The organism is Vibrio sp. 1CM23M (assembly GCF_023161755.1).
GTDB classification, from domain to species: Bacteria; Pseudomonadota; Gammaproteobacteria; order Enterobacterales; family Vibrionaceae; genus Vibrio; species Vibrio coralliirubri.
Genome location: NZ_JALNTR010000003.1, coordinates 700,417 through 717,230 on the forward strand (window position 1 = coordinate 700,417; position 16,814 = coordinate 717,230).

General features: G+C 44.4%; 19 protein-coding genes. 6 read left to right on the top strand and 13 right to left on the bottom strand.

Features of this window, described 5'->3' with window-relative positions; all coding sequences use genetic code 11:
• Positions 1-139 precede the first annotated feature (139 nt).
• Positions 140-1,015 (top strand): endonuclease/exonuclease/phosphatase family protein, encoded by an 876-nt coding sequence (locus MSG35_RS13975; RefSeq protein ID WP_248384332.1) that lies wholly within the window; start codon positions 140-142, stop codon positions 1,013-1,015.
• 93 nt (positions 1,016-1,108) lie between these two features.
• Here the strand turns inward: MSG35_RS13975 and MSG35_RS13980 are convergent, their stop codons facing one another.
• The 5 genes from MSG35_RS13980 to MSG35_RS14000 all read right to left on the bottom strand — a co-directional run bounded on the left by MSG35_RS13980 (position 1,109) and on the right by MSG35_RS14000 (position 5,165).
• Positions 1,109-1,540: a YeeE/YedE family protein gene (locus MSG35_RS13980; protein ID WP_050650375.1), complete on the bottom strand. Its 432-nt coding sequence runs from the start codon at positions 1,538-1,540 to the stop codon at positions 1,109-1,111.
• A complete protein-coding gene (locus MSG35_RS13985) occupies positions 1,540-2,016 on the bottom strand; it encodes a YeeE/YedE family protein (RefSeq protein WP_248384374.1) in 477 nt (158 codons plus the stop codon). The genes MSG35_RS13980 and MSG35_RS13985 overlap by 1 nt, the downstream gene beginning before the upstream one ends.
• Before the next feature lie 222 nt (positions 2,017-2,238).
• A complete protein-coding gene (locus MSG35_RS13990) occupies positions 2,239-3,471 on the bottom strand; it encodes a glycosyltransferase (protein ID WP_248384334.1) in 1,233 nt (410 codons plus the stop codon).
• Positions 3,472-3,580: 109 nt separating this feature from the next.
• Positions 3,581-4,045, bottom strand: a complete 465-nt coding sequence (locus MSG35_RS13995) for a GNAT family N-acetyltransferase (protein WP_248384375.1) — start codon at positions 4,043-4,045, stop codon at positions 3,581-3,583.
• A gap of 22 nt (positions 4,046-4,067) precedes the next feature.
• Positions 4,068-5,165: a ketoacyl-ACP synthase III gene (locus tag MSG35_RS14000; RefSeq protein ID WP_248384335.1), complete on the bottom strand. Its 1,098-nt coding sequence runs from the start codon at positions 5,163-5,165 to the stop codon at positions 4,068-4,070.
• 122 nt (positions 5,166-5,287) lie between these two features.
• On the opposite strand from MSG35_RS14000, the gene trxC reads away from it, so the two are divergent.
• A complete protein-coding gene (trxC, locus tag MSG35_RS14005) occupies positions 5,288-5,722 on the top strand; it encodes a thioredoxin TrxC (RefSeq protein WP_050650372.1) in 435 nt (144 codons plus the stop codon).
• A gap of 144 nt (positions 5,723-5,866) precedes the next feature.
• Here the strand turns inward: trxC and MSG35_RS14010 are convergent, their stop codons facing one another.
• Both MSG35_RS14010 and MSG35_RS14015 read right to left on the bottom strand, forming a co-directional pair.
• A complete protein-coding gene (locus MSG35_RS14010) occupies positions 5,867-7,516 on the bottom strand; it encodes a GMC family oxidoreductase N-terminal domain-containing protein (RefSeq protein WP_248384336.1) in 1,650 nt (549 codons plus the stop codon).
• On the bottom strand, positions 7,509-9,092 hold the full coding sequence (locus MSG35_RS14015) for a long-chain fatty acid--CoA ligase (RefSeq protein WP_248384337.1): 1,584 nt from the start codon (positions 9,090-9,092) through the stop codon (positions 7,509-7,511). The genes MSG35_RS14010 and MSG35_RS14015 overlap by 8 nt, the downstream gene beginning before the upstream one ends.
• A 369-nt stretch (positions 9,093-9,461) precedes the next feature.
• Between MSG35_RS14015 and MSG35_RS14020 the strand changes: the two genes are divergently transcribed.
• Entirely contained in the window at positions 9,462-10,487 is a 1,026-nt protein-coding gene (locus MSG35_RS14020) for an AraC family transcriptional regulator (protein ID WP_248384339.1), read from the top strand.
• Positions 10,488-10,544: 57 nt separating this feature from the next.
• On the opposite strand, the gene MSG35_RS14025 is transcribed toward MSG35_RS14020, so the two are convergent.
• Positions 10,545-10,784, bottom strand: coding sequence for a hypothetical protein (locus MSG35_RS14025; protein ID WP_048608246.1), 240 nt, complete (start codon positions 10,782-10,784; stop codon positions 10,545-10,547).
• Between MSG35_RS14025 and MSG35_RS14030 the strand changes: the two genes are divergently transcribed.
• On the top strand, positions 10,756-11,907 hold the full coding sequence (locus MSG35_RS14030) for an MFS transporter (RefSeq protein ID WP_248384340.1): 1,152 nt from the start codon (positions 10,756-10,758) through the stop codon (positions 11,905-11,907). The genes MSG35_RS14025 and MSG35_RS14030 overlap by 29 nt on opposite strands.
• Positions 11,908-12,058: 151 nt before the next feature.
• Here MSG35_RS14030 and MSG35_RS14035 read toward each other — a convergent pair whose 3' ends face one another.
• The 3 genes from MSG35_RS14035 to MSG35_RS14045 all read right to left on the bottom strand — a co-directional run bounded on the left by MSG35_RS14035 (position 12,059) and on the right by MSG35_RS14045 (position 13,942).
• Positions 12,059-12,394 carry a winged helix-turn-helix domain-containing protein gene (locus MSG35_RS14035; RefSeq protein WP_048608244.1) on the bottom strand — a complete coding sequence of 112 codons (336 nt, stop codon included), beginning with the start codon at positions 12,392-12,394 and terminating at the stop codon, positions 12,059-12,061.
• A 173-nt stretch (positions 12,395-12,567) separates the two neighbouring features.
• A complete protein-coding gene (locus tag MSG35_RS14040; protein ID WP_048608241.1) occupies positions 12,568-12,900 on the bottom strand; it encodes a winged helix-turn-helix domain-containing protein in 333 nt (110 codons plus the stop codon).
• A gap of 148 nt (positions 12,901-13,048) precedes the next feature.
• A complete protein-coding gene (locus tag MSG35_RS14045) occupies positions 13,049-13,942 on the bottom strand; it encodes an AraC family transcriptional regulator (protein ID WP_248384341.1) in 894 nt (297 codons plus the stop codon).
• A gap of 50 nt (positions 13,943-13,992) precedes the next feature.
• Here MSG35_RS14045 and MSG35_RS14050 point away from each other — a divergent pair, with 50 nt between their 5' ends.
• Positions 13,993-15,390 carry an MATE family efflux transporter gene (locus MSG35_RS14050; protein ID WP_086968084.1) on the top strand — a complete coding sequence of 466 codons (1,398 nt, stop codon included), beginning with the start codon at positions 13,993-13,995 and terminating at the stop codon, positions 15,388-15,390.
• A gap of 109 nt (positions 15,391-15,499) precedes the next feature.
• On the opposite strand, the gene MSG35_RS14055 is transcribed toward MSG35_RS14050, so the two are convergent.
• On the bottom strand, positions 15,500-15,895 hold the full coding sequence (locus MSG35_RS14055) for a nitrous oxide-stimulated promoter family protein (RefSeq protein ID WP_050622357.1): 396 nt from the start codon (positions 15,893-15,895) through the stop codon (positions 15,500-15,502).
• Positions 15,896-15,897: 2 nt separating this feature from the next.
• The gene (locus MSG35_RS14060; protein ID WP_248384342.1) at positions 15,898-16,413 is read right to left on the bottom strand and encodes a GNAT family N-acetyltransferase; all 516 of its coding nucleotides are present in this window, start codon (positions 16,411-16,413) and stop codon (positions 15,898-15,900) included.
• Between the two features lie 97 nt (positions 16,414-16,510).
• On the opposite strand from MSG35_RS14060, the gene MSG35_RS14065 reads away from it, so the two are divergent.
• Positions 16,511-16,720: a DUF2986 domain-containing protein gene (locus MSG35_RS14065; protein ID WP_048608234.1), complete on the top strand. Its 210-nt coding sequence runs from the start codon at positions 16,511-16,513 to the stop codon at positions 16,718-16,720.
• Positions 16,721-16,814 lie beyond the last annotated feature (94 nt).

A 16,814-nucleotide genomic window follows, 5' to 3' on the forward strand; every position in this document is an offset into this window, starting at 1 on the left:
TCAATATTATTACGCTAGTTCTCAAGTCGAAAAGAAACAATGTAACAATAAAAAAACTGCTAAAAAGAGTTGAATTTTTGGTAAGTGTTGTAGGATAACGGCTCAACTATATTGGACGACAAAATTAGGGATATTTGGGATGAAACGACTTCAAAACTGGATAATGTTAGGTTGCTTACTCAGTAGCCAGACATTTGCTGAACCTTTGACCATGTCCAGTTGGAATATCGAATGGTTGTCAACCAACGAGGCTGTGAATAAGTTTTCTGCCCAACGTGATCAAACTGATTTCGACAAACTTGAAGAATACTTTCAATCCTTAGATGCGGATGTGGTCGCCTTTCAAGAAGTCGACGACGTAAATGCCATTCAGCGCATCGCCGGCGATCAATACAAGATATTGATGTCTGACCGAGCATTACCAGAAAACAGCAACCATCAGTTCAAAGAAGTGAACCAATACACAGGGTTCGCGGTTCGTAGAGGAATCACACTCACCGACTACGCTGACTTCCCACTGGAGTCGAGCGCTAACAGCAAGCTTAGGTTTGCCAGTTACATGGTCGTAGAAACGGAAAGCAAGCCGATTCACATGTTGTCTGTGCATTTAAAGGCGGGTTGCAGCGGTGCTTACAAGTCGAACCGAGATTGTTCAAGGCTCAAAGACCAAGCACAACAACTTAATAAGTGGATACAGCAAAGAGAAAGAAACGGTCAGGATTACGCGATACTAGGCGACTTCAACCATAACCTATCCTACTCAAGAGATTGGATGTGGAAACATATGACGCAAAATACCGATGCTCAGTTGGCAACAAGAAAAACTCGAGCAGATTGTAAGGTGCGCTCTAACCGCAATAACCATCGCACGCACCAATTCCGTTCTGTCATTGATCATATTGTGGTGAGTAAGTCACTAAATGCATCTTCTGCGAAACAGGTGGTATTTGAAACGCAAGATGTGCTTGATTACAAACTTAGCGACCATTGCCCAGTTTCAACGACTATCAGATAGATATAAAAAAGAGGCTGACTGGCTTTTGGGTTAAAGCGTGTCAGCCTCTCAAATGGTCATATCAAGCCTATCTGATATACGATAGGCGCACTACTAACAGGTTTTATTCGCTCGTCCCGCCAGCCACATTCCCACCAGCATACTTAAGACGAACAGCCATACCGTTGGGTTACCACCACTAAGACTTGTCACTGCAGGGCCCGGGCAAAAGCCTGCAATCCCCCAACCTAAACCAAAGGCAGTTGAACCTAGAATCAGCTTTCTGTCGATTAGCGGGTTGTTACGGCTATCTAACGACTCGCCATTGATGGCTTGAGCGCGCTTTTTAATGACCAAATGATAAAACGGAGCGAAGACCAATAACGCGCCACCCATGACGAATGCCAAACTGATATCCCAATCGCCAGTAATGTCTAAAAAGCCAAGTACTTTGTTTGGATCAACCATGCCTGAAATGATCATGCCAGCGCCGAAAAGAAGACCTGCGAGCAAGCCAATAACGATAGTAAATGAAGAGTTTTTCATTACGCCCCCAAACCAATCATATTCTTAACCAACACAGTTGCCATTGCCACACCCATAAACACACAAGTCGCGACAATTGAACGTTTAGACAAACGAGCCATTCCCACAATGCCATGGCCACTCGTACAGCCATTTGCAACCTTAGTGCCAAAGCCCACCAAAAGGCCAGCTATGATAACCACTGCGAAGTTGATCTCTTCTAACTGAGGAAGTTGATAACCAGTTGGAATCAACAACCAACCGCTGACAATCATTCCGACAACGAAGGCAAGTCGCCAATGTTTCTCGGTTTTTTCAATACGTGTATCCGAGCTGGATTCAGATCCTGATTCTAAGCGTTTTTGCTTTTTAGACGGCAATAAGCGGCTAACGATTCCGCTGATTCCTGCTACTCGCCCGATGCCCAACATCAGAATAATTGCCGACGCGCCTAGCAGCATGCCACCGAAAAACGCATCCCAAGGTATAAAACTAATCACCGACCTCTCCTATCCACAAACTCAAATCTAACTCACCACCATTTAAATTAGAGTTTACTAATAAATATAAATTAGTCAATGCTAATGTAAGGCAAATGTGTTTCGGTTTGAAAGTCTAGTGTCTAAAGACAAAAGCCAAAAAACTTCCCCCATGAAAAAAGCCCCTAGGCGTTAACCTAAGGGCTTAAGATTTATTCTGTCTTTGGTGGTAAAGAACAGCTATTTGATCTTGTTCTTCTCAGCAATCCACTGCGACATGTACTTAGTGCTCGCCATGCTATGGTGCTTCAGCATAGAGCCAAAGAAGTTATCCAGCCGATGAGACTCAAGCTCAGACTCTAGCGCAATCAATCGCTCGATCAATTTATCGCCCAGTTGATTCTGTTCATAGTGCGCTTCAAGAATTGAATGACACTGACTTTGAGCCTTAAGCCACTTCTCTTCATCTTTATAAAGAGCAACAGCTTGTTCAACAAACGCGTCGATATCGTCTGCTACCGCGCCCGGCCATTGCAATTCACCTTGCGGTAACATGCCTTCACTACCAATTTCACTGGTCACGTTTGGAGTTTGAAGCTTCATTGCATCAAGCAACTTACCTTTAATGCCCGCACCAAAACGCAGTGGCGCGACACACACACGTGCCTGCTCCATCACTTCTTGAGCGTCTTTTGCCCAACCTTTGATATGGAAACCGGTTTTAGGGTTGTGTAATGCGGTCGCTTTTGGCGGCGGATACGATCCATAAATATGAAGTTCGGTGTCAGGCAGCTGTTTGCGAATCTTCGGCCAAATCTTTTGTAACTGAAGCACAGCATCCCAGTTAGGCGCATGTCTAAAGTTACCTATCGTCATGAAATGCTTACGTTCTTCAAAGCTTTTCGTGCTTTCAGGCAGCGTATTAAGATCAACCATGAAAGGCAGATGATGAAGCAGTTTGGGATCGATATTGAACTCAGATTGAAGCAGTTCCATCTCGTAACTTGAAATGATCAACGAAAGATCACAGCGCAGAATCGCGGCAATTTCACGTTTGGCTAAGTCACTGTATAAGTGTGCTTTAGTCAGTTCAGTTTCTTTCTTAACGGCTTCGTGGCGCGCATTACGCAGGAACTGCAAGTCTTCGGTATCCAACAGCTTAAACGCGTTCGGACATACCTTCTCAACACGCCAGCCAAATTGTTCTTCCATCATAAAACGGTCAAACATCACGACATCGGGCTGCAGCTCTTCAATGTACTGGTCAAAGCTATCGCAATTCAACTGTATAGATTGGCTCGTGATGCCCTCTTCAGAGAGATCAATCATGTGCTCGGTTTCTTGAGCGGGTGTTGCAAATTCGACTGACCAACCTTGTCTCTTAAATAGACGTAAAAGAGACATCATGTGGCTGCCAGCCGCCGATGAATTCGGTTCTGGCCAAACGTAGCCAATTGCTAAAACTTTCTTCAAAACACTTCCTAAGAAATAACAAAAGGGACTAACTTAGCCCCTAATAAAACGTTTATCGATCGTGGTCGACTTATATCGCTGATTATAATGAGTTCTAATCACTCAGCGATCAGATTCGCTCACCTACATTGCGAGCTATCATAAGCACTTCATCAGCAGAGTACAGGTTTAAAATCGTAGTTTCGACTTCAGCGCCTAATGTCGACTGATAGAGCTTTTGTGCAAAGTTATCCGCTCTGGTCGTCACTAGCACATGTTTTAGTGTCGAGCCTTGCTCTGCTAGCTTCTGTTTCACTTGCGGCAAGGAGTCAAGAATCAGCTTTTTACCCAATCCTTTCCCCTGCGCAGTTGGTAACACGGCAAGTTGCTCTAGTTCTAAAACAGCTTCAGGTCTAAACCCGCTTTTCTGCACCCAAATAATGTAGCCAATAACTTCACCTTCGCTTTCAGCAACAAAGTTAAGAAAGCGTGGTGAAGCGCTTAAGTTACATTGTAACCAATCACGTGAGTTTTTCTGTCGAACAAAGGCAGATTGATGAACCAAAGCCGCCCCATCGAGGTCGGCTTCTGTCATAAAACGAACTTGAGTCATGCAGCTACTCGCTCTGAGAATTAGGACGCGTTTTACAGTGTAAAATGGCTCTTTCTAGAAGCTCTAAAGCCGATTTATCAGCTTCTGGAAGCTTAGCATCCGATTGACCTAGCGGTTCAACGCGGCTGCCCCACTTAATATGGCCAGCACCCCAAGTTAAACCAGCACCAAATGCTGCAACAAGAATGTTGTCGTTAGGCTTAACGAAGCCTTGCTCTAGCGATTCACACAGTGCAATTGGTACGGTTGCAGCCGATGTATTACCGTAGTTTTGGATGTTAACAAATGCTTTTTCGCGCTCAATACCCGCCATGTCACACAAAGTTTGAATGATTCGGATGTTCGCTTGATGCGGAATCACAACATCGATGTTGTCGGTTGAGATGCCAGTGCGACTCAATACTGTATGTGCTGCAGCGCCCATGCCTTTTACTGCACGCTTGAAGATCTCTTTGCCTACGAAATCAAAGTCCCAGTAACCGTTATCAGCAGCAAAGCGGTCCATAGAAGTACCGAATTTTGGTACTGCTAGAATGTAACGGCCCTCTGCGTCACAACCGATTTGAGCTTCTTGTAAACCCACTTGCTCTTCAGTACGCGATAAAACCACAGCGCCAGCGCCGTCACCGAAAAGAACCGCAGTATCACGCTTGGTCCAGTCGATGAAGAATGAAAGACGTTCTGCACCCACTACGATTGCATTGCGGTAGTTGCCCGCTTGAATCAGTCGAGTTGCTGTTTCAACACCGTAGATGAAGCCAGTACACGCTGCGTTAAGGTCGAAAGCCGCTGCACTTTTAATGCCTAAGTTCTGTTGAACCTTAGACGCGGTATTTGGGATAAGAGAATCAGGGCTGCACGTTGCGATGATAACGAGGTCGATGTCTTCAGCCGTTAGACCAGCACACGCCATGGCATGTTTCGCAGCAACAGTTGCTAGCTCAGAGGTATTTACATGACTGATACGACGGTTTTCGATACCAGTTCGAGTTCGAATCCACTCGTCAGACGTATCAATGAAAGTGCTTAGATCATCATTGGACAGCACGGCTGGTGGCAGACACTTTCCCCAGCCAGTAATTTCGGCGTAAAATTTTGTCATCATTTACCTGTTTATTGTTTGTTTTTATTTAAGTATCGTATTCTTGTTTTAAACAGTATAAGCGCTCTGTGCGTGATTCGTAAATCGCGTTAGCCACGGAGTTGCAATAAAAAGAGAAAGTTATGTCTACATTCAACACACGCTGCCCTTCTTGTAATGGCGTAAACCGAGTTCCTTCAGAAAGAATTTCAGAAAGCCCAACTTGTGGTAAGTGCAAAACCGCACTGCTCGATGGCGCTCCTGTCGAGGGAACGTCACTTAATTTTCAATCTATCTTGAACAGTTCACAACCTGTAGTTGTCGATTTCTGGGCAACATGGTGTAACCCATGTGTGGGCTTCGCGCCCGTGTTCAGCGACGTTGCAAAAGAACGCTCTGGAGATGTTCGATTCGTTAAGATTGATACTGAAGCTCAGCAGCAGCTCGCGGCAATGTATCAAATCAGAAGCATTCCGACCGTGATGGTGTTTAAAGACGGTAAACGTGTCGATACGATTAACGGTGCACTGCCAAAAGGTCAATTTGATCAGTGGCTGAATCAAGCTCTAACCAAATAACACTATTATTTAGACTATTAGTTAAACTATTGATTTAGGATTAATTAATTCTAAGTAAGCACACAAAAATAGGTTAGAGAGTCTTATCAAACCAAGACTATCTAACCTACTGTTTTATTTATGGTTATCACTTAAGTTCTTGAATTAAACCACAGCTTCGCCTTTCGCTTGAATGCCAGCTTCTTGCTTACCTGCCCCGTATTCCTGTTTGATCTGATCTGCGACTTTTTCAGCAATCATAATGGTTGGTGCATTGGTGTTTGCCCCAATCAGTGTCGGCATCACAGAAGCATCAATGACTCTCAAATTATCCAAACCATAAACTTTGAGATCTTTATCCACCACAGCTAAAGAATCACTATTAGGTCCCATTTTACAGGTCCCCACCGGGTGATACTGAGTGTCTGCACGATTGCGAATATCTTGCTCGATACCCTTGTCATCACTGGCGTCCACAGGGTAAAAAGCATTGCCACGGATATCATCAAACGCAGAACTCTCTAACATTTGATACTGCTTCTTCCAGCCTTTAATCATGATCTCCATATCTTCAGGATGACTGAAAAACGCAGGATCGATCTTAGGCGGATCATAGGGATCATTGCTATTCAGCGTTACGGTGCCATGGCTCCTCGGTCGCAACAAGGTGACATGAGAGGTAAAGCCATGACTGGTATGGATTTTTCTGGCATGGTCATCTACAACAGCGACCACAAATACAAACTCTAAATCCGGTACAGCGATATGATCTTCGGAGCAGAGAAAGCCTATCCCCTCTGCAAAATTGCTGCTCATCTTACCGCGGCGTTCTTTGTGCCATAGCGGTAAGGCTTTGGTCATTTCAGAGGCCATTTGCAGCGAGATGCCGAAGGTTTCACGCTTTTCACTGCATTTGTACGAGTGCACTAAGTCGATATGGTCTTGAAGGTTCTTTCCCACTCCAGGTAATTCATGAACTTGTTTGATGCCATGCGTCTCTAGTTCAGTTTGAGCACCGACACCAGACAGTAATAGCAATTGGGGCGAACCAAACGCGCCAGCGGATAGAATCACTTCCTTGTTACATCGAATCTGATAACGTTTGCCGCTCGATCCGTATTCGACGCCAACCGCCTTCTTGTCTTCAAACAATACCTTATGGGTGGTTGCTTTAGTAACGACCGTAAGATTTGGACGCGAAAGGTTTGGCGTTAAGTAAGCCTTGGCAGCACTGCACCGTTCACCATTCAGCTGAGTTACCTGCGTCGGCATCGCCCCAAACTGCGCCGCACCGTTAATATCTTCATTGCGAGGCACGCCTATCGATTCACAGGCTGTTAAGTAGCGTTCCAACATAGGGCTTGGCGACCTGAGGTTTGTCACATTAAGAGGACCACCTTGGCCATGAAACTCATCTTGATGAACTTCGTTGTTTTCGGCTTTCTTAAAGTAAGGCAGACACGAATCATAGCTCCAACCTGTGTTACCCAAGCTTTCCCATGTATCGTAATCGTAGCGGTGTCCACGAGCGTACATCATGGCATTGATAGAGCTAGAGCCGCCAAGTGTCTTACCTCTCGGCTGATAACCTTTACGACCATTTAAACCCGGCTGTTCAACCGTTTCGAATGCCCAATTATTGAGTTTGGTTGGCATCATCGCGACAACGCCAACAGGTGTGTGAATGAATGGGCTCGTGTCTTTACCACCCGCTTCTAACAAGCAAACCGTCACATTAGGATCTTCCGACAGCCGCGAAGCCATGACACAACCCGCAGAACCACCGCCAACAATAATAAAATCATAACTATCCATTTGCCATCTCCGCTATTTCTAGTGGGTGTAACTCACGCTTCAAGATTTTTCCGGTTGCTGTCATGGGTAAGGCTTTACGAATGAATACCTTACGCGGGTATTTGTAGTCGGCGAGTTGCTCACGACACCATGCTATCAAGGCGGCACTATCACATTGCGTATGTTCGTGAAGCACCACATGGGCATGAATCTCTTCCCCCAACTGCTCATGATGCTCACCAACCACAGCCACCATCTCGACATCCGGGTGACACATCAAGACTTCTTCGACTTCACGGGGATAAACGTTGTAACCGCCACGAATAATCATGTCTTTAACACGGTCAACAATGAACAAATTACCGTGCTCATCGACGCGTCCGATATCTCCCGTTAAGAACCAACCATCACGAATGGATTCAGCTGTCGCCTCTGGCCTTTGATAGTAACCTTTCATCACACTTGGACTTTTAATGCAGACTTCGCCCAGTTCACCCATAGCGACAGAGTTGCCTTGTATATCAGTAATCTTGATAAGGTGGCCACATAAAGGCTGACCGACACTTCCCGACAAACGATCGCCATCAATATGGTTAAATGTCGCAACTGGCGCCGTTTCTGAAAGCCCGTATCCTTCAAGTACCGGTAACTCAAAGCGAGATTCAAACTGACGAATAACCTCAAGCGGCATAGAAGCACCTCCAGACACGCCTAACCTCAAACTGTGCTTAACCTGTTCAGAACGCTCTAAAGATTCTTCTCCCGCTCTTAGCAGCGCGATGTACATGGTAGGAACGCCAGCAAACACACTGACTTTATGGCTAATGATCTGTTCAATAACCAATGACGGTTCAAAACGAGGAATCAACACCATGGTTGAACCCGTCAACACACTCGCATTCATCATCACTGTCTGGCCGAAACTGTGGAACAAAGGAAGCGTAGCCATCGTCGTATCGCTGTATTCCAATCTCATTAGATATTGTGACGACATCGCATTGGTCTGCATGTTGGTGTGGGAAAGCTCTGCCCCTTTAGGTTGACCCGTCGTGCCAGAGGTATAAAGGATCACAGCGGTATCATCACCATGGCAAGCAACAGATTCAAAAGGAGTCAAAGGTTGTGCCAACCAATCGGCTATTGATTCATGCTGCTCATTACTTTCCGAAGTAGTGTCCGCACTTGTTGGAATAGGCATCTCGACAAAGTGTTCACAGTGGTTTGCCTGCTCAAAACCTTGTAAACCATAGCGACCAATTGGAAGCTCTTCACTGCCTTCAAAACATAAATAGGCTTTCGCGTCAGAGTCATTAAGGTGATAAGCGATCTCTCTGGTCTTAAATAGCACGTTCAAAGGTACGACTACACAGCCCGCTTTTAGTATCCCGTAATAGGCAATTGGGAAGTAAGTGACATTCGGACATGACAATGCGACCTTATCTCCCTTCTGCAATCCAAGTCTTTTCAAGTTAGCAGCCACGTTTCCAGAAAGTTGTTCGAACTGAGAAAAGCTGATTTCGTCCGATCCCATACGCAGAGCGGCTTTAGTTGGAAAAAGTGAAGCGCTACGCTCCAAATTAACAGCAAGATTGTGCATCCATGATCTCCTTATGCGGCTTAGACCTGTTTGTGACGGTCACCGTAGACGTTCTAATCGTTGTAATAAGTGTCTTTATTGTAATCACGAGCCTGCACATTGGTGTGTCATGTAGATAAGAGTCGTTATTGAGCATAATGTTTGTGACGCTCCAATGTGCAGCCCGACAAATTACAACATTTTGATAACATCTCGAACAGGTTTCAAAAAGACAAAAACCGGTGATATTCGGACACAGCCTGCGCAAGCCAAATAAAACCTTGCACACATAAACCAAAATTTGGAACAAGCTTGCAAAAGTGAGAACAAGCAACAGACGTAAATGTTACAAGTTCGGTTAAGATATCGATATTCAGCAAGAGGCAGTTTATGGAATACACCGCAGTTTACGAACCCGATATGCAAGCATTCGGCATTCTGGATCTTCAGTTGCTGCATCGTTACCTGTCGCCTGTTCTCAGTATCGAAGAATTGCTCGAAGGCAGTAACATCGATGCTCTCCAACTCAACACACCTGATACACACATCACTTTGGCGCAAAAGCTTGCTGTATTCAGTAATGCATTAGCGAATTCCAACGAAGACGGTTTGGGGCTTAAAGTCGGCCAACAAGCCAGGTTCAGCGACTTTGGCGTGCTCGGTTATGCGGTGTTTAGCAGCGAGACACTACTCGATGCCTTTTTAATCGGGTTCAAGTATCTGCAACTTGCTGGCCCTGTCCTCAGGAAAACCATGTCTGTAGAAGACAACGTTGGCTACTTTCGCGCAGAGCAACTTATCGAACTCGATTCTTTACTGCCCTTTTGTTGTGAATACTGGTTTGCGGCGATACACAGTTTATGTGAAGAAGTTTTGCAACAGCCCTTTCCCTCTCAAGTGATCCGCTTCCCTTACCCAAAACCTGAATACGGCGATCTATACACAGAGATTTTCCGCTGCCCGGTTGAATTCAATAGTGACCGTCTTGAATGGGAGTTCGACGCAACCACCTTGTATTCGTCTCTTCCTACCGCCAACCCCATCACTTTACAGATGTGTTTAAAATCGTGTGATGACATGTTGGCAAAAGTAAGTGCTCCGACTAGCCTCAAAGAGAAAGTCTCTCAGATGCTGATAGAAAGGCCAGGATGTTACCCATCGATAGAATCCATTTCTTCAGAACTGGGCATGTCTTCTCGAACACTGCGTCGTCACCTGAAAGCAGCGGATACGAGCTATCAGAAGATACTGGATCATGTGCGTTTTCACCTTTCCCGGCACTACCTTTCTTCAACTCGAATGAGTATTGAAGAGATATCTGAACGCGTTGGTTTTTCTGATAGCGCTAACTTTCGTCATGCCTTTCGTAAGTGGAGTGGTAACTCGCCACGCCAATACCGTAAAGAAACGGCCTAACACTTAAACTCCCATTCAATCCAAATTAGAAACAGACAATCACGCTGCAATCTTTTTCTAAATTAAACTACCAATGAACAAGGGCTTAACGACTTTTTGACCGCATAAAATCTCGTCAAACCACCAAATATCGCAACCGTATTTTAGTTTCGTTAGTCGATAAATTTCTTTTATCTTAACGACCATTTTTATTCGTTTTACCCAATTCAGTTTCTCCCCCATAGTCGCGGAAAATTCATCGTTTCTTTTACTATCAGAGGCTCCTGCATTGGACAACATCCAACCAACAACTCGCATAACTGTTCCTGTTATTGCATTGTCTTTTTACGCGATCGCTTCAGGCTACTTAATGAGTTCATTACCATTAATGCTGTCTGAGTATGGCTTAGACAAAAATCTATCGAGTTGGTTGGCGAGTGCATTCTATGCAGGGCTACTGGCTGGTACATTATTGATTGAACGTGCCATTGCGCGTGTTGGTCACAAAGACGCTTTCGTCATCGCATTGAGTGTGTTCATCGCAACGATCCTTGTATTGCCATTGATCCCACATCAAGCAGTATGGCTGTTAGCTCGCTTTGTGGCTGGTGTGGCGGTTGCAGGTATCTTCGTGATTGTAGAGTCTTGGCTAATGAGCGGTGACGAGTCACAACGCGCAAAACGTCTCGCTATCTACATGTGTTCACTTTACGGCGGTTCAGCAGTTGGTCAGCTTGGTATCGGTTACTTAGGTATTACTGGTGGCGTACCTTTCATCGCAATGTTCACCCTTCTGTTTGGTGCGATCATTGTTTTGATGTACGGACAAGCAACACCACCACAGATCCACGATGCGCAATCTTTGTCTTTAAAGCAGATCAGCAAATTAAGCCACAGCGCGCTAATTGGCTGCATTGTGTCTGGATTAACGCTAGGTGCGATTTACGGCTTGATGCCAGTTGAACTTGCTCAACGTAACATTGCACACGAAGACATTGGTGGTTTGATGGCTTTGGTTATCATGGGTGGCATGGCTGTACAGCCGATGGTAACTTGGTTATCTCACCACGTAGGACAAGTGCTATTAATGGCTCTGTTCTGCCTGCTAGGGGTTGCAAGCATTGGTGTGCTGACGATCAATCACGATTTCTACGTACTAGGTATGAGCTTGTTCGTATTAGGCATGGCGACATTTGCGCTATACCCAATCGCGATTAACTTGGGTTGCCGTAACCTTGACCCAAGTTACTTGGTGTCAGTGACTCAAATCATGCTACTTTGCTACAGCATCGGTTCTGTTGCGGGACCAATCGTTGCAGACAGCTTTATGGATTCACAAGCAGGATTGTTTACATACCTGTTCGCGTCTCTGCTTGCTACAACGATCTACATGTTGATTGCTAGCCTAAAGCGCTCTCACCTACAGATTGCAGGCGAGTAAGCTTAAATAGACAGACACCAGATGCGTGTCATTAGGGCTCCGAGTTAAGATTTTATGTCTAAACGAAGGGCCCTTTTTGTTTATGTCGTCTGGAGGAAAGAACGACAATAAACATCAACGATCAGAAGATAAAATCTATTACCTCTGAACGTTAAGGTTGAAATACGTAACCTTCACCAGTAATGGTAATGATTAGTCCATCTCCGAATAATGATCTTATTTCAGATATAGCAACAATCACAGAAGAGTTAGTCACTTTCTCACTTTCCCAGCCAATCTTCTTCAATTGACCAACACTGAACAATTCACCTCGATGTCGATTCATAAATAAAATGATTTTTCGGTACGCCAAAGGCATGGTAGCCAGTACGTAGCCATTCTCTACATTGCGAATAAGTTTGGTGTTGAGTTCAACAATTTTACCGTTTAATTCAAGTATTACGTTGTTTTCAGAGTGGTTCGTTTCTATTACAGGATAAGAGTCCATTTTTATATCATTCCCTTACTATATAGCCAGCGACAAAGTCAGATTCAGTCGTATTTATATAACGTCGCTTATAACTGGACGTTTTAGATTTGACGATAATCAATGGAATTCGTACGGTAAAGAGATTAAATTTTTATTATTAAGATATTAACAGGATATAAATATAGGATTATTTAGTCCGCCATAACATACCCTTCGTTAGAAACGGTTTGAATACAACGACAATCAAGAACTCTTCTGATCTCGTAAATAGCCACCAATACAGAAGCACAAGTCACCGCTTTACCGGCCCAACCTACACGCTTCAAAATTTGCTTACTGACTACTTGGCCTTTGTTCTGATAAAGATAAAAAAGTACCTTACGGTGTGGCCCTGAAAGCGTTCCTACAATCGAACCACAGCCCTGCTTACGTACGATTTTAGTGCCTGAACGAAACTCTTTGTTGTTTAAAATGAGCTTTGACGGGAGATCTAAATCATCCGTCTCGCTGATAACTTGTTGCATTAATTCCTCATGTTGCATAAGCAGTCGTCTTCTGAGATATTTCCAATACTATCGAATAGAGCAAAAATACTAAATTGATAGATAGCTCAATACAGTAATATTACTGAAAAGTTTGATCTTGCGTAATTGATCGAGGAAACATGCAAGGCTAACCAGGAAGTCGATAACTCTTTCGATATTGACTGGGTGACAAACCGAAATGCTTTTTGAAACGATGCGAAAAGTTATAAGGATCTTTGTAGCCTAAGCGATTAGCAATCATAGAGACTGACCAATCTTGATATTTCAGCAGACTAGTGGCTTTATCCATGCGTAATTGAATCAATTTACTGCGTGGTGAGAGGTTGAATAGCGTCTTGGTGACTCTATTGAGTTGCTCTTCACTGATGAACACTCTTTCGGCCATCCCTGCCACTGTCCATGGCTGGTGCAGACTACTTTCAATCTCATTATAGAGCGCTTGAACACGTGCAGTGGTACTGGTCGACTTAGGCTCAAACCCCGTCAAGGTTCGGATAATTTCACTCAAGAGTAACTTACGGTAACTGGCTCTGCCGCCTATCTCAAAGTAAACCAAGTTCATTAATGACCAGATCTGCTCACACTCTCCAAAAGGCACAATCCCCTGTCCTAAACTTGCTATGTGTTGCCACTGCTTAGTGTCAGGCGTCAACATCCACGCCATTTTCCAATAATTATATTGAGGATCGAGTTCAAAACGAAATGGGGTTTCAGCAGGAAGCACCACGAGTGTATAAGGCGTAATCGCTTGTACCGATATTGCGGTTGTTAGAATGCCGCCACCTTCCATAGTGAAAATCAACGTATGAACATTAACGGATTCGCGCTCAACCCAGTAGCCATCATATAGCTTCGCCATACCGCCCATATAGACACCAAAGCTTTTCATCTCTGGAATATCTTCAACGGTCAAAAAACGTTCTTTGCACTGTTCAGCGAGAAAAACATCATCATGCCAAGTTGATTTTGGTCTCATTGAATCAATGACGGATTCGCACAGGTTTTGTTGTTTTTTAAACATGTTGTTACTTCGCTCAAATCACTATAGTTCTGCCATAAATCGGAGAGCTTATGACAACTAACATCAACCCTAACTCATCTATGAATAACAAGCCAGAGAGCATCTTACCTCGTATCGTTAAACTAGGTTTACCTGTTGCTTTGCAAAGTGCACTTGTCGCTATTCTTGCCCTTGCTGACGTATTAATGGTCAGTGATTATGGTATGGAAGCAGCTGCGGCTGTGGGAATTGCATCAAAATGGCACTTCGTTGCTATTATGATTATGGCAGGGTTGGCCTCAGCAAACGGAACATTAGTCGCTCAATACTGGGGAAAGAACGACCGAAAAAGCGCGCGAACAGTATCATCTATCGCTATGGTGTTTGGCTTAAAAGTTCTGTTGCCTGTTACTGCAATCATCACTCTTGGATCTCAGTTTTTAATGATGTTGCAAACCAGCGATCAAACCGTGATTGAACTTGGCGCGACTTACCTATGGTATGGCTTCCCTGTTCTACTACTGACTCACATTGTTGTCGTAGTAGAAGCAAGCATGCGCTCTTCAGGTGACACCGTAACTCCGCTACTATTGGGCGCGGTGACCATTGCACTCAACATTGCGCTTAATTTCGTTCTAATCAAAGGTGCCTTTGGTATTCCTGCTATGGGCGTAGCAGGTGCAGCATTGGCGACGACACTCGCTCGCGCAATTCAAGTCGGCTTGATGTATAGCTACATGCGCATGCGTAAACACTGGTTGTTAACCACGCCTAGCTCACCACATCGTCCATCATTATGGTTGTCTTACCGTCGTATTGCTTTGCCACTAACGATGAATGCCGTGTTATGGGCAATGGGCACTATGGCGTACCAAATGATCTTCGGCCACATGGGCACAACGGAACTTGCCGTGTTCTCTATGCTCGCACCGTTTGAATCGTTGTGTTATTCGATTTTCTTTGGTATCTCGGTAGCGTGTTCAGTGTTGCTTGGTCATTCATTAGGCCGTGATGAGTTTGATGACGCAATGAGTATGGGGCTGACCTTCATTAAAGCCGTCGTTGGATTTGGCGCGGTTGTTGGATTGCTACTGTTTATGGGCAAAGAGCATGTTCTAACATGGCTGAATCTTTCTACAGATGGACTTTACCCACTCGCTTCACCTGCAATGACCATTATGTGTTTTGCTGTGGTGATTCGTATGCTGAACATGGTGATCATCAACGGTATCATTCGCGCTGGTGGTGATAATGCGTTCTGCCTTCGCATGGACTTCATCGCGATGTGGATGGTGGGTATTCCAGTATGTGTTTACGGCGCGTTTGTCGCTGGATGGGATTTCAAATACATCTATGGTTTGATGTTGGTAGAAGAAGTGGTGAAACTGGCAATTTGTTCTCATCGCTACCTAAGCCGACGCTGGATCAACAACCTAACGGTTACTTATGAAGAACCACAAGCGGCGTAAGTTACAGTTACCTGGCTATATTCAAGCTTAGATAAATCGTATCTACATCAAAAAAGGTCTGAGAAATCAGACCTTTTTCGTTTCTTTAGAAATTACTTTCAAGCGCCACTTACTTCTTGTTCATTCGGATATGACGATTAGATACGTTCGGCAGCGGCTTCTCAGGCACTTTTCGCTTTTCATGTATCAAATGTCTGATCGCTAAAATCGGATGCTTGAGTAACATTCTTGGCCCAGCATAGCGCATCACTAAACGCATCTGCTCTTTAGGATCGGGCTTATAGCAATGGATCGGACACTTATTGCAGGTCGGTTTGGCTTCACCATAAGGGCAACGGTCAAGTCTCGTTTCGGCATAGCGTAACAGTTGCTCACACTCTTCACATAACGCGCCATTCTGACGCACTGCACCGTGGTGATCTTTACAGTAGATGTGCACCATCGCAATCACGGTTTTGTACTCCGTTGCGAGTTCACCTTGAAGAATGTTGTTATGTTGAAACATGATTAATTGCCCAGAGAAAAACCGTACAGGTTGAGATTGACGCTTTCACTTAATACGTCTTCGACTCGCTCAAACGCAAAACCCAACTTAGTCAGTAATGCGATACTTCGAATGTTATCAGAGGTGGTGATGGCAACTAAATGATCGATATCAGCATTCTGCTTAGCTTGTTCGATTATTGCTTGTGCCGCTTCTTGAGCAAAACCTTGACCATACACCTCTGGAACAAAGCCATAGCCAATATCATGCGAGTCTAAGGTATCTCTTTTAATTAACCCGCAAATACCAATTGGGGTTAATGAGCCCTTCATTTCGACCATCAATAGGCAAACACCCTTCTCTTCATGCATCTTAAGAATGTTGTTTTTGATGTATTCAACTGCCTTGTTAGTTTCGCTGATTTCCTTGTCTCCAATGTAACGCAGGAAATCTTCTGAGCTGTATAATCGCTGAATAAACGCCGCATCTTGAGGCGTGATCATTCTTAATCGTAAACGTTCGGTCTCGACGGCCTGCATAGTGATATTTTCCTTGCTGAATACCATGTAAATATTGAGTTCTAAAGCTAAAATGATTATCCTCCACCGCCTAAACTAAATACAAGGCTATGCAGCAATGAACCGTAAGAAAAAAATCAATCAAATTCTAAAAAAGAAGCAGAAACAGGCGAATTCTAAACTGCATAGTAGCAACAAGCCTCGCTACATTTCTAAAGCTGACCGTGCAAAAATGGAAGCTGAAGAACAAGCTAAAGCCGCTCAAGAGCAAGCCGAAGGCACAGTTGAAGCGACTGTTGAAGCCGAAGAGACAAAAGCTGCAGAGTAAGTTGTAAACTCGCAGTTCTCTTGTCTGACACTCTTCCACGAGCCAACAGACAAGAACAAAAAAAGCAGCCTCTCATTGGGCTGCTTTTTTGATC

Coding starts and splice junctions, on each gene's coding strand:
- MSG35_RS13975 (WP_248384332.1), top strand. CDS start 140: ATGAAACGACTTCAAAACTGGATAATGTTAGGTTGCTTACTCAGTAGC.
- MSG35_RS13980 (WP_050650375.1), bottom strand. CDS start 1,540: ATGAAAAACTCTTCATTTACTATCGTTATTGGCTTGCTCGCAGGTCTT.
- MSG35_RS13995 (WP_248384375.1), bottom strand. CDS start 4,045: ATGACAGAAGCCGACCTCGATGGGGCGGCTTTGGTTCATCAATCTGCC.
- MSG35_RS14000 (WP_248384335.1), bottom strand. CDS start 5,165: ATGACAAAATTTTACGCCGAAATTACTGGCTGGGGAAAGTGTCTGCCA.
- trxC (WP_050650372.1), top strand. CDS start 5,288: ATGTCTACATTCAACACACGCTGCCCTTCTTGTAATGGCGTAAACCGA.
- MSG35_RS14010 (WP_248384336.1), bottom strand. CDS start 7,516: ATGGATAGTTATGATTTTATTATTGTTGGCGGTGGTTCTGCGGGTTGT.
- MSG35_RS14015 (WP_248384337.1), bottom strand. CDS start 9,092: ATGCACAATCTTGCTGTTAATTTGGAGCGTAGCGCTTCACTTTTTCCA.
- MSG35_RS14020 (WP_248384339.1), top strand. CDS start 9,462: ATGGAATACACCGCAGTTTACGAACCCGATATGCAAGCATTCGGCATT.
- MSG35_RS14025 (WP_048608246.1), bottom strand. CDS start 10,784: ATGCGAGTTGTTGGTTGGATGTTGTCCAATGCAGGAGCCTCTGATAGT.
- MSG35_RS14035 (WP_048608244.1), bottom strand. CDS start 12,394: ATGGACTCTTATCCTGTAATAGAAACGAACCACTCTGAAAACAACGTA.
- MSG35_RS14040 (WP_048608241.1), bottom strand. CDS start 12,900: ATGCAACAAGTTATCAGCGAGACGGATGATTTAGATCTCCCGTCAAAG.
- MSG35_RS14045 (WP_248384341.1), bottom strand. CDS start 13,942: ATGTTTAAAAAACAACAAAACCTGTGCGAATCCGTCATTGATTCAATG.
- MSG35_RS14050 (WP_086968084.1), top strand. CDS start 13,993: ATGACAACTAACATCAACCCTAACTCATCTATGAATAACAAGCCAGAG.
- MSG35_RS14055 (WP_050622357.1), bottom strand. CDS start 15,895: ATGTTTCAACATAACAACATTCTTCAAGGTGAACTCGCAACGGAGTAC.
- MSG35_RS14060 (WP_248384342.1), bottom strand. CDS start 16,413: ATGCAGGCCGTCGAGACCGAACGTTTACGATTAAGAATGATCACGCCT.
- MSG35_RS14065 (WP_048608234.1), top strand. CDS start 16,511: ATGAACCGTAAGAAAAAAATCAATCAAATTCTAAAAAAGAAGCAGAAA.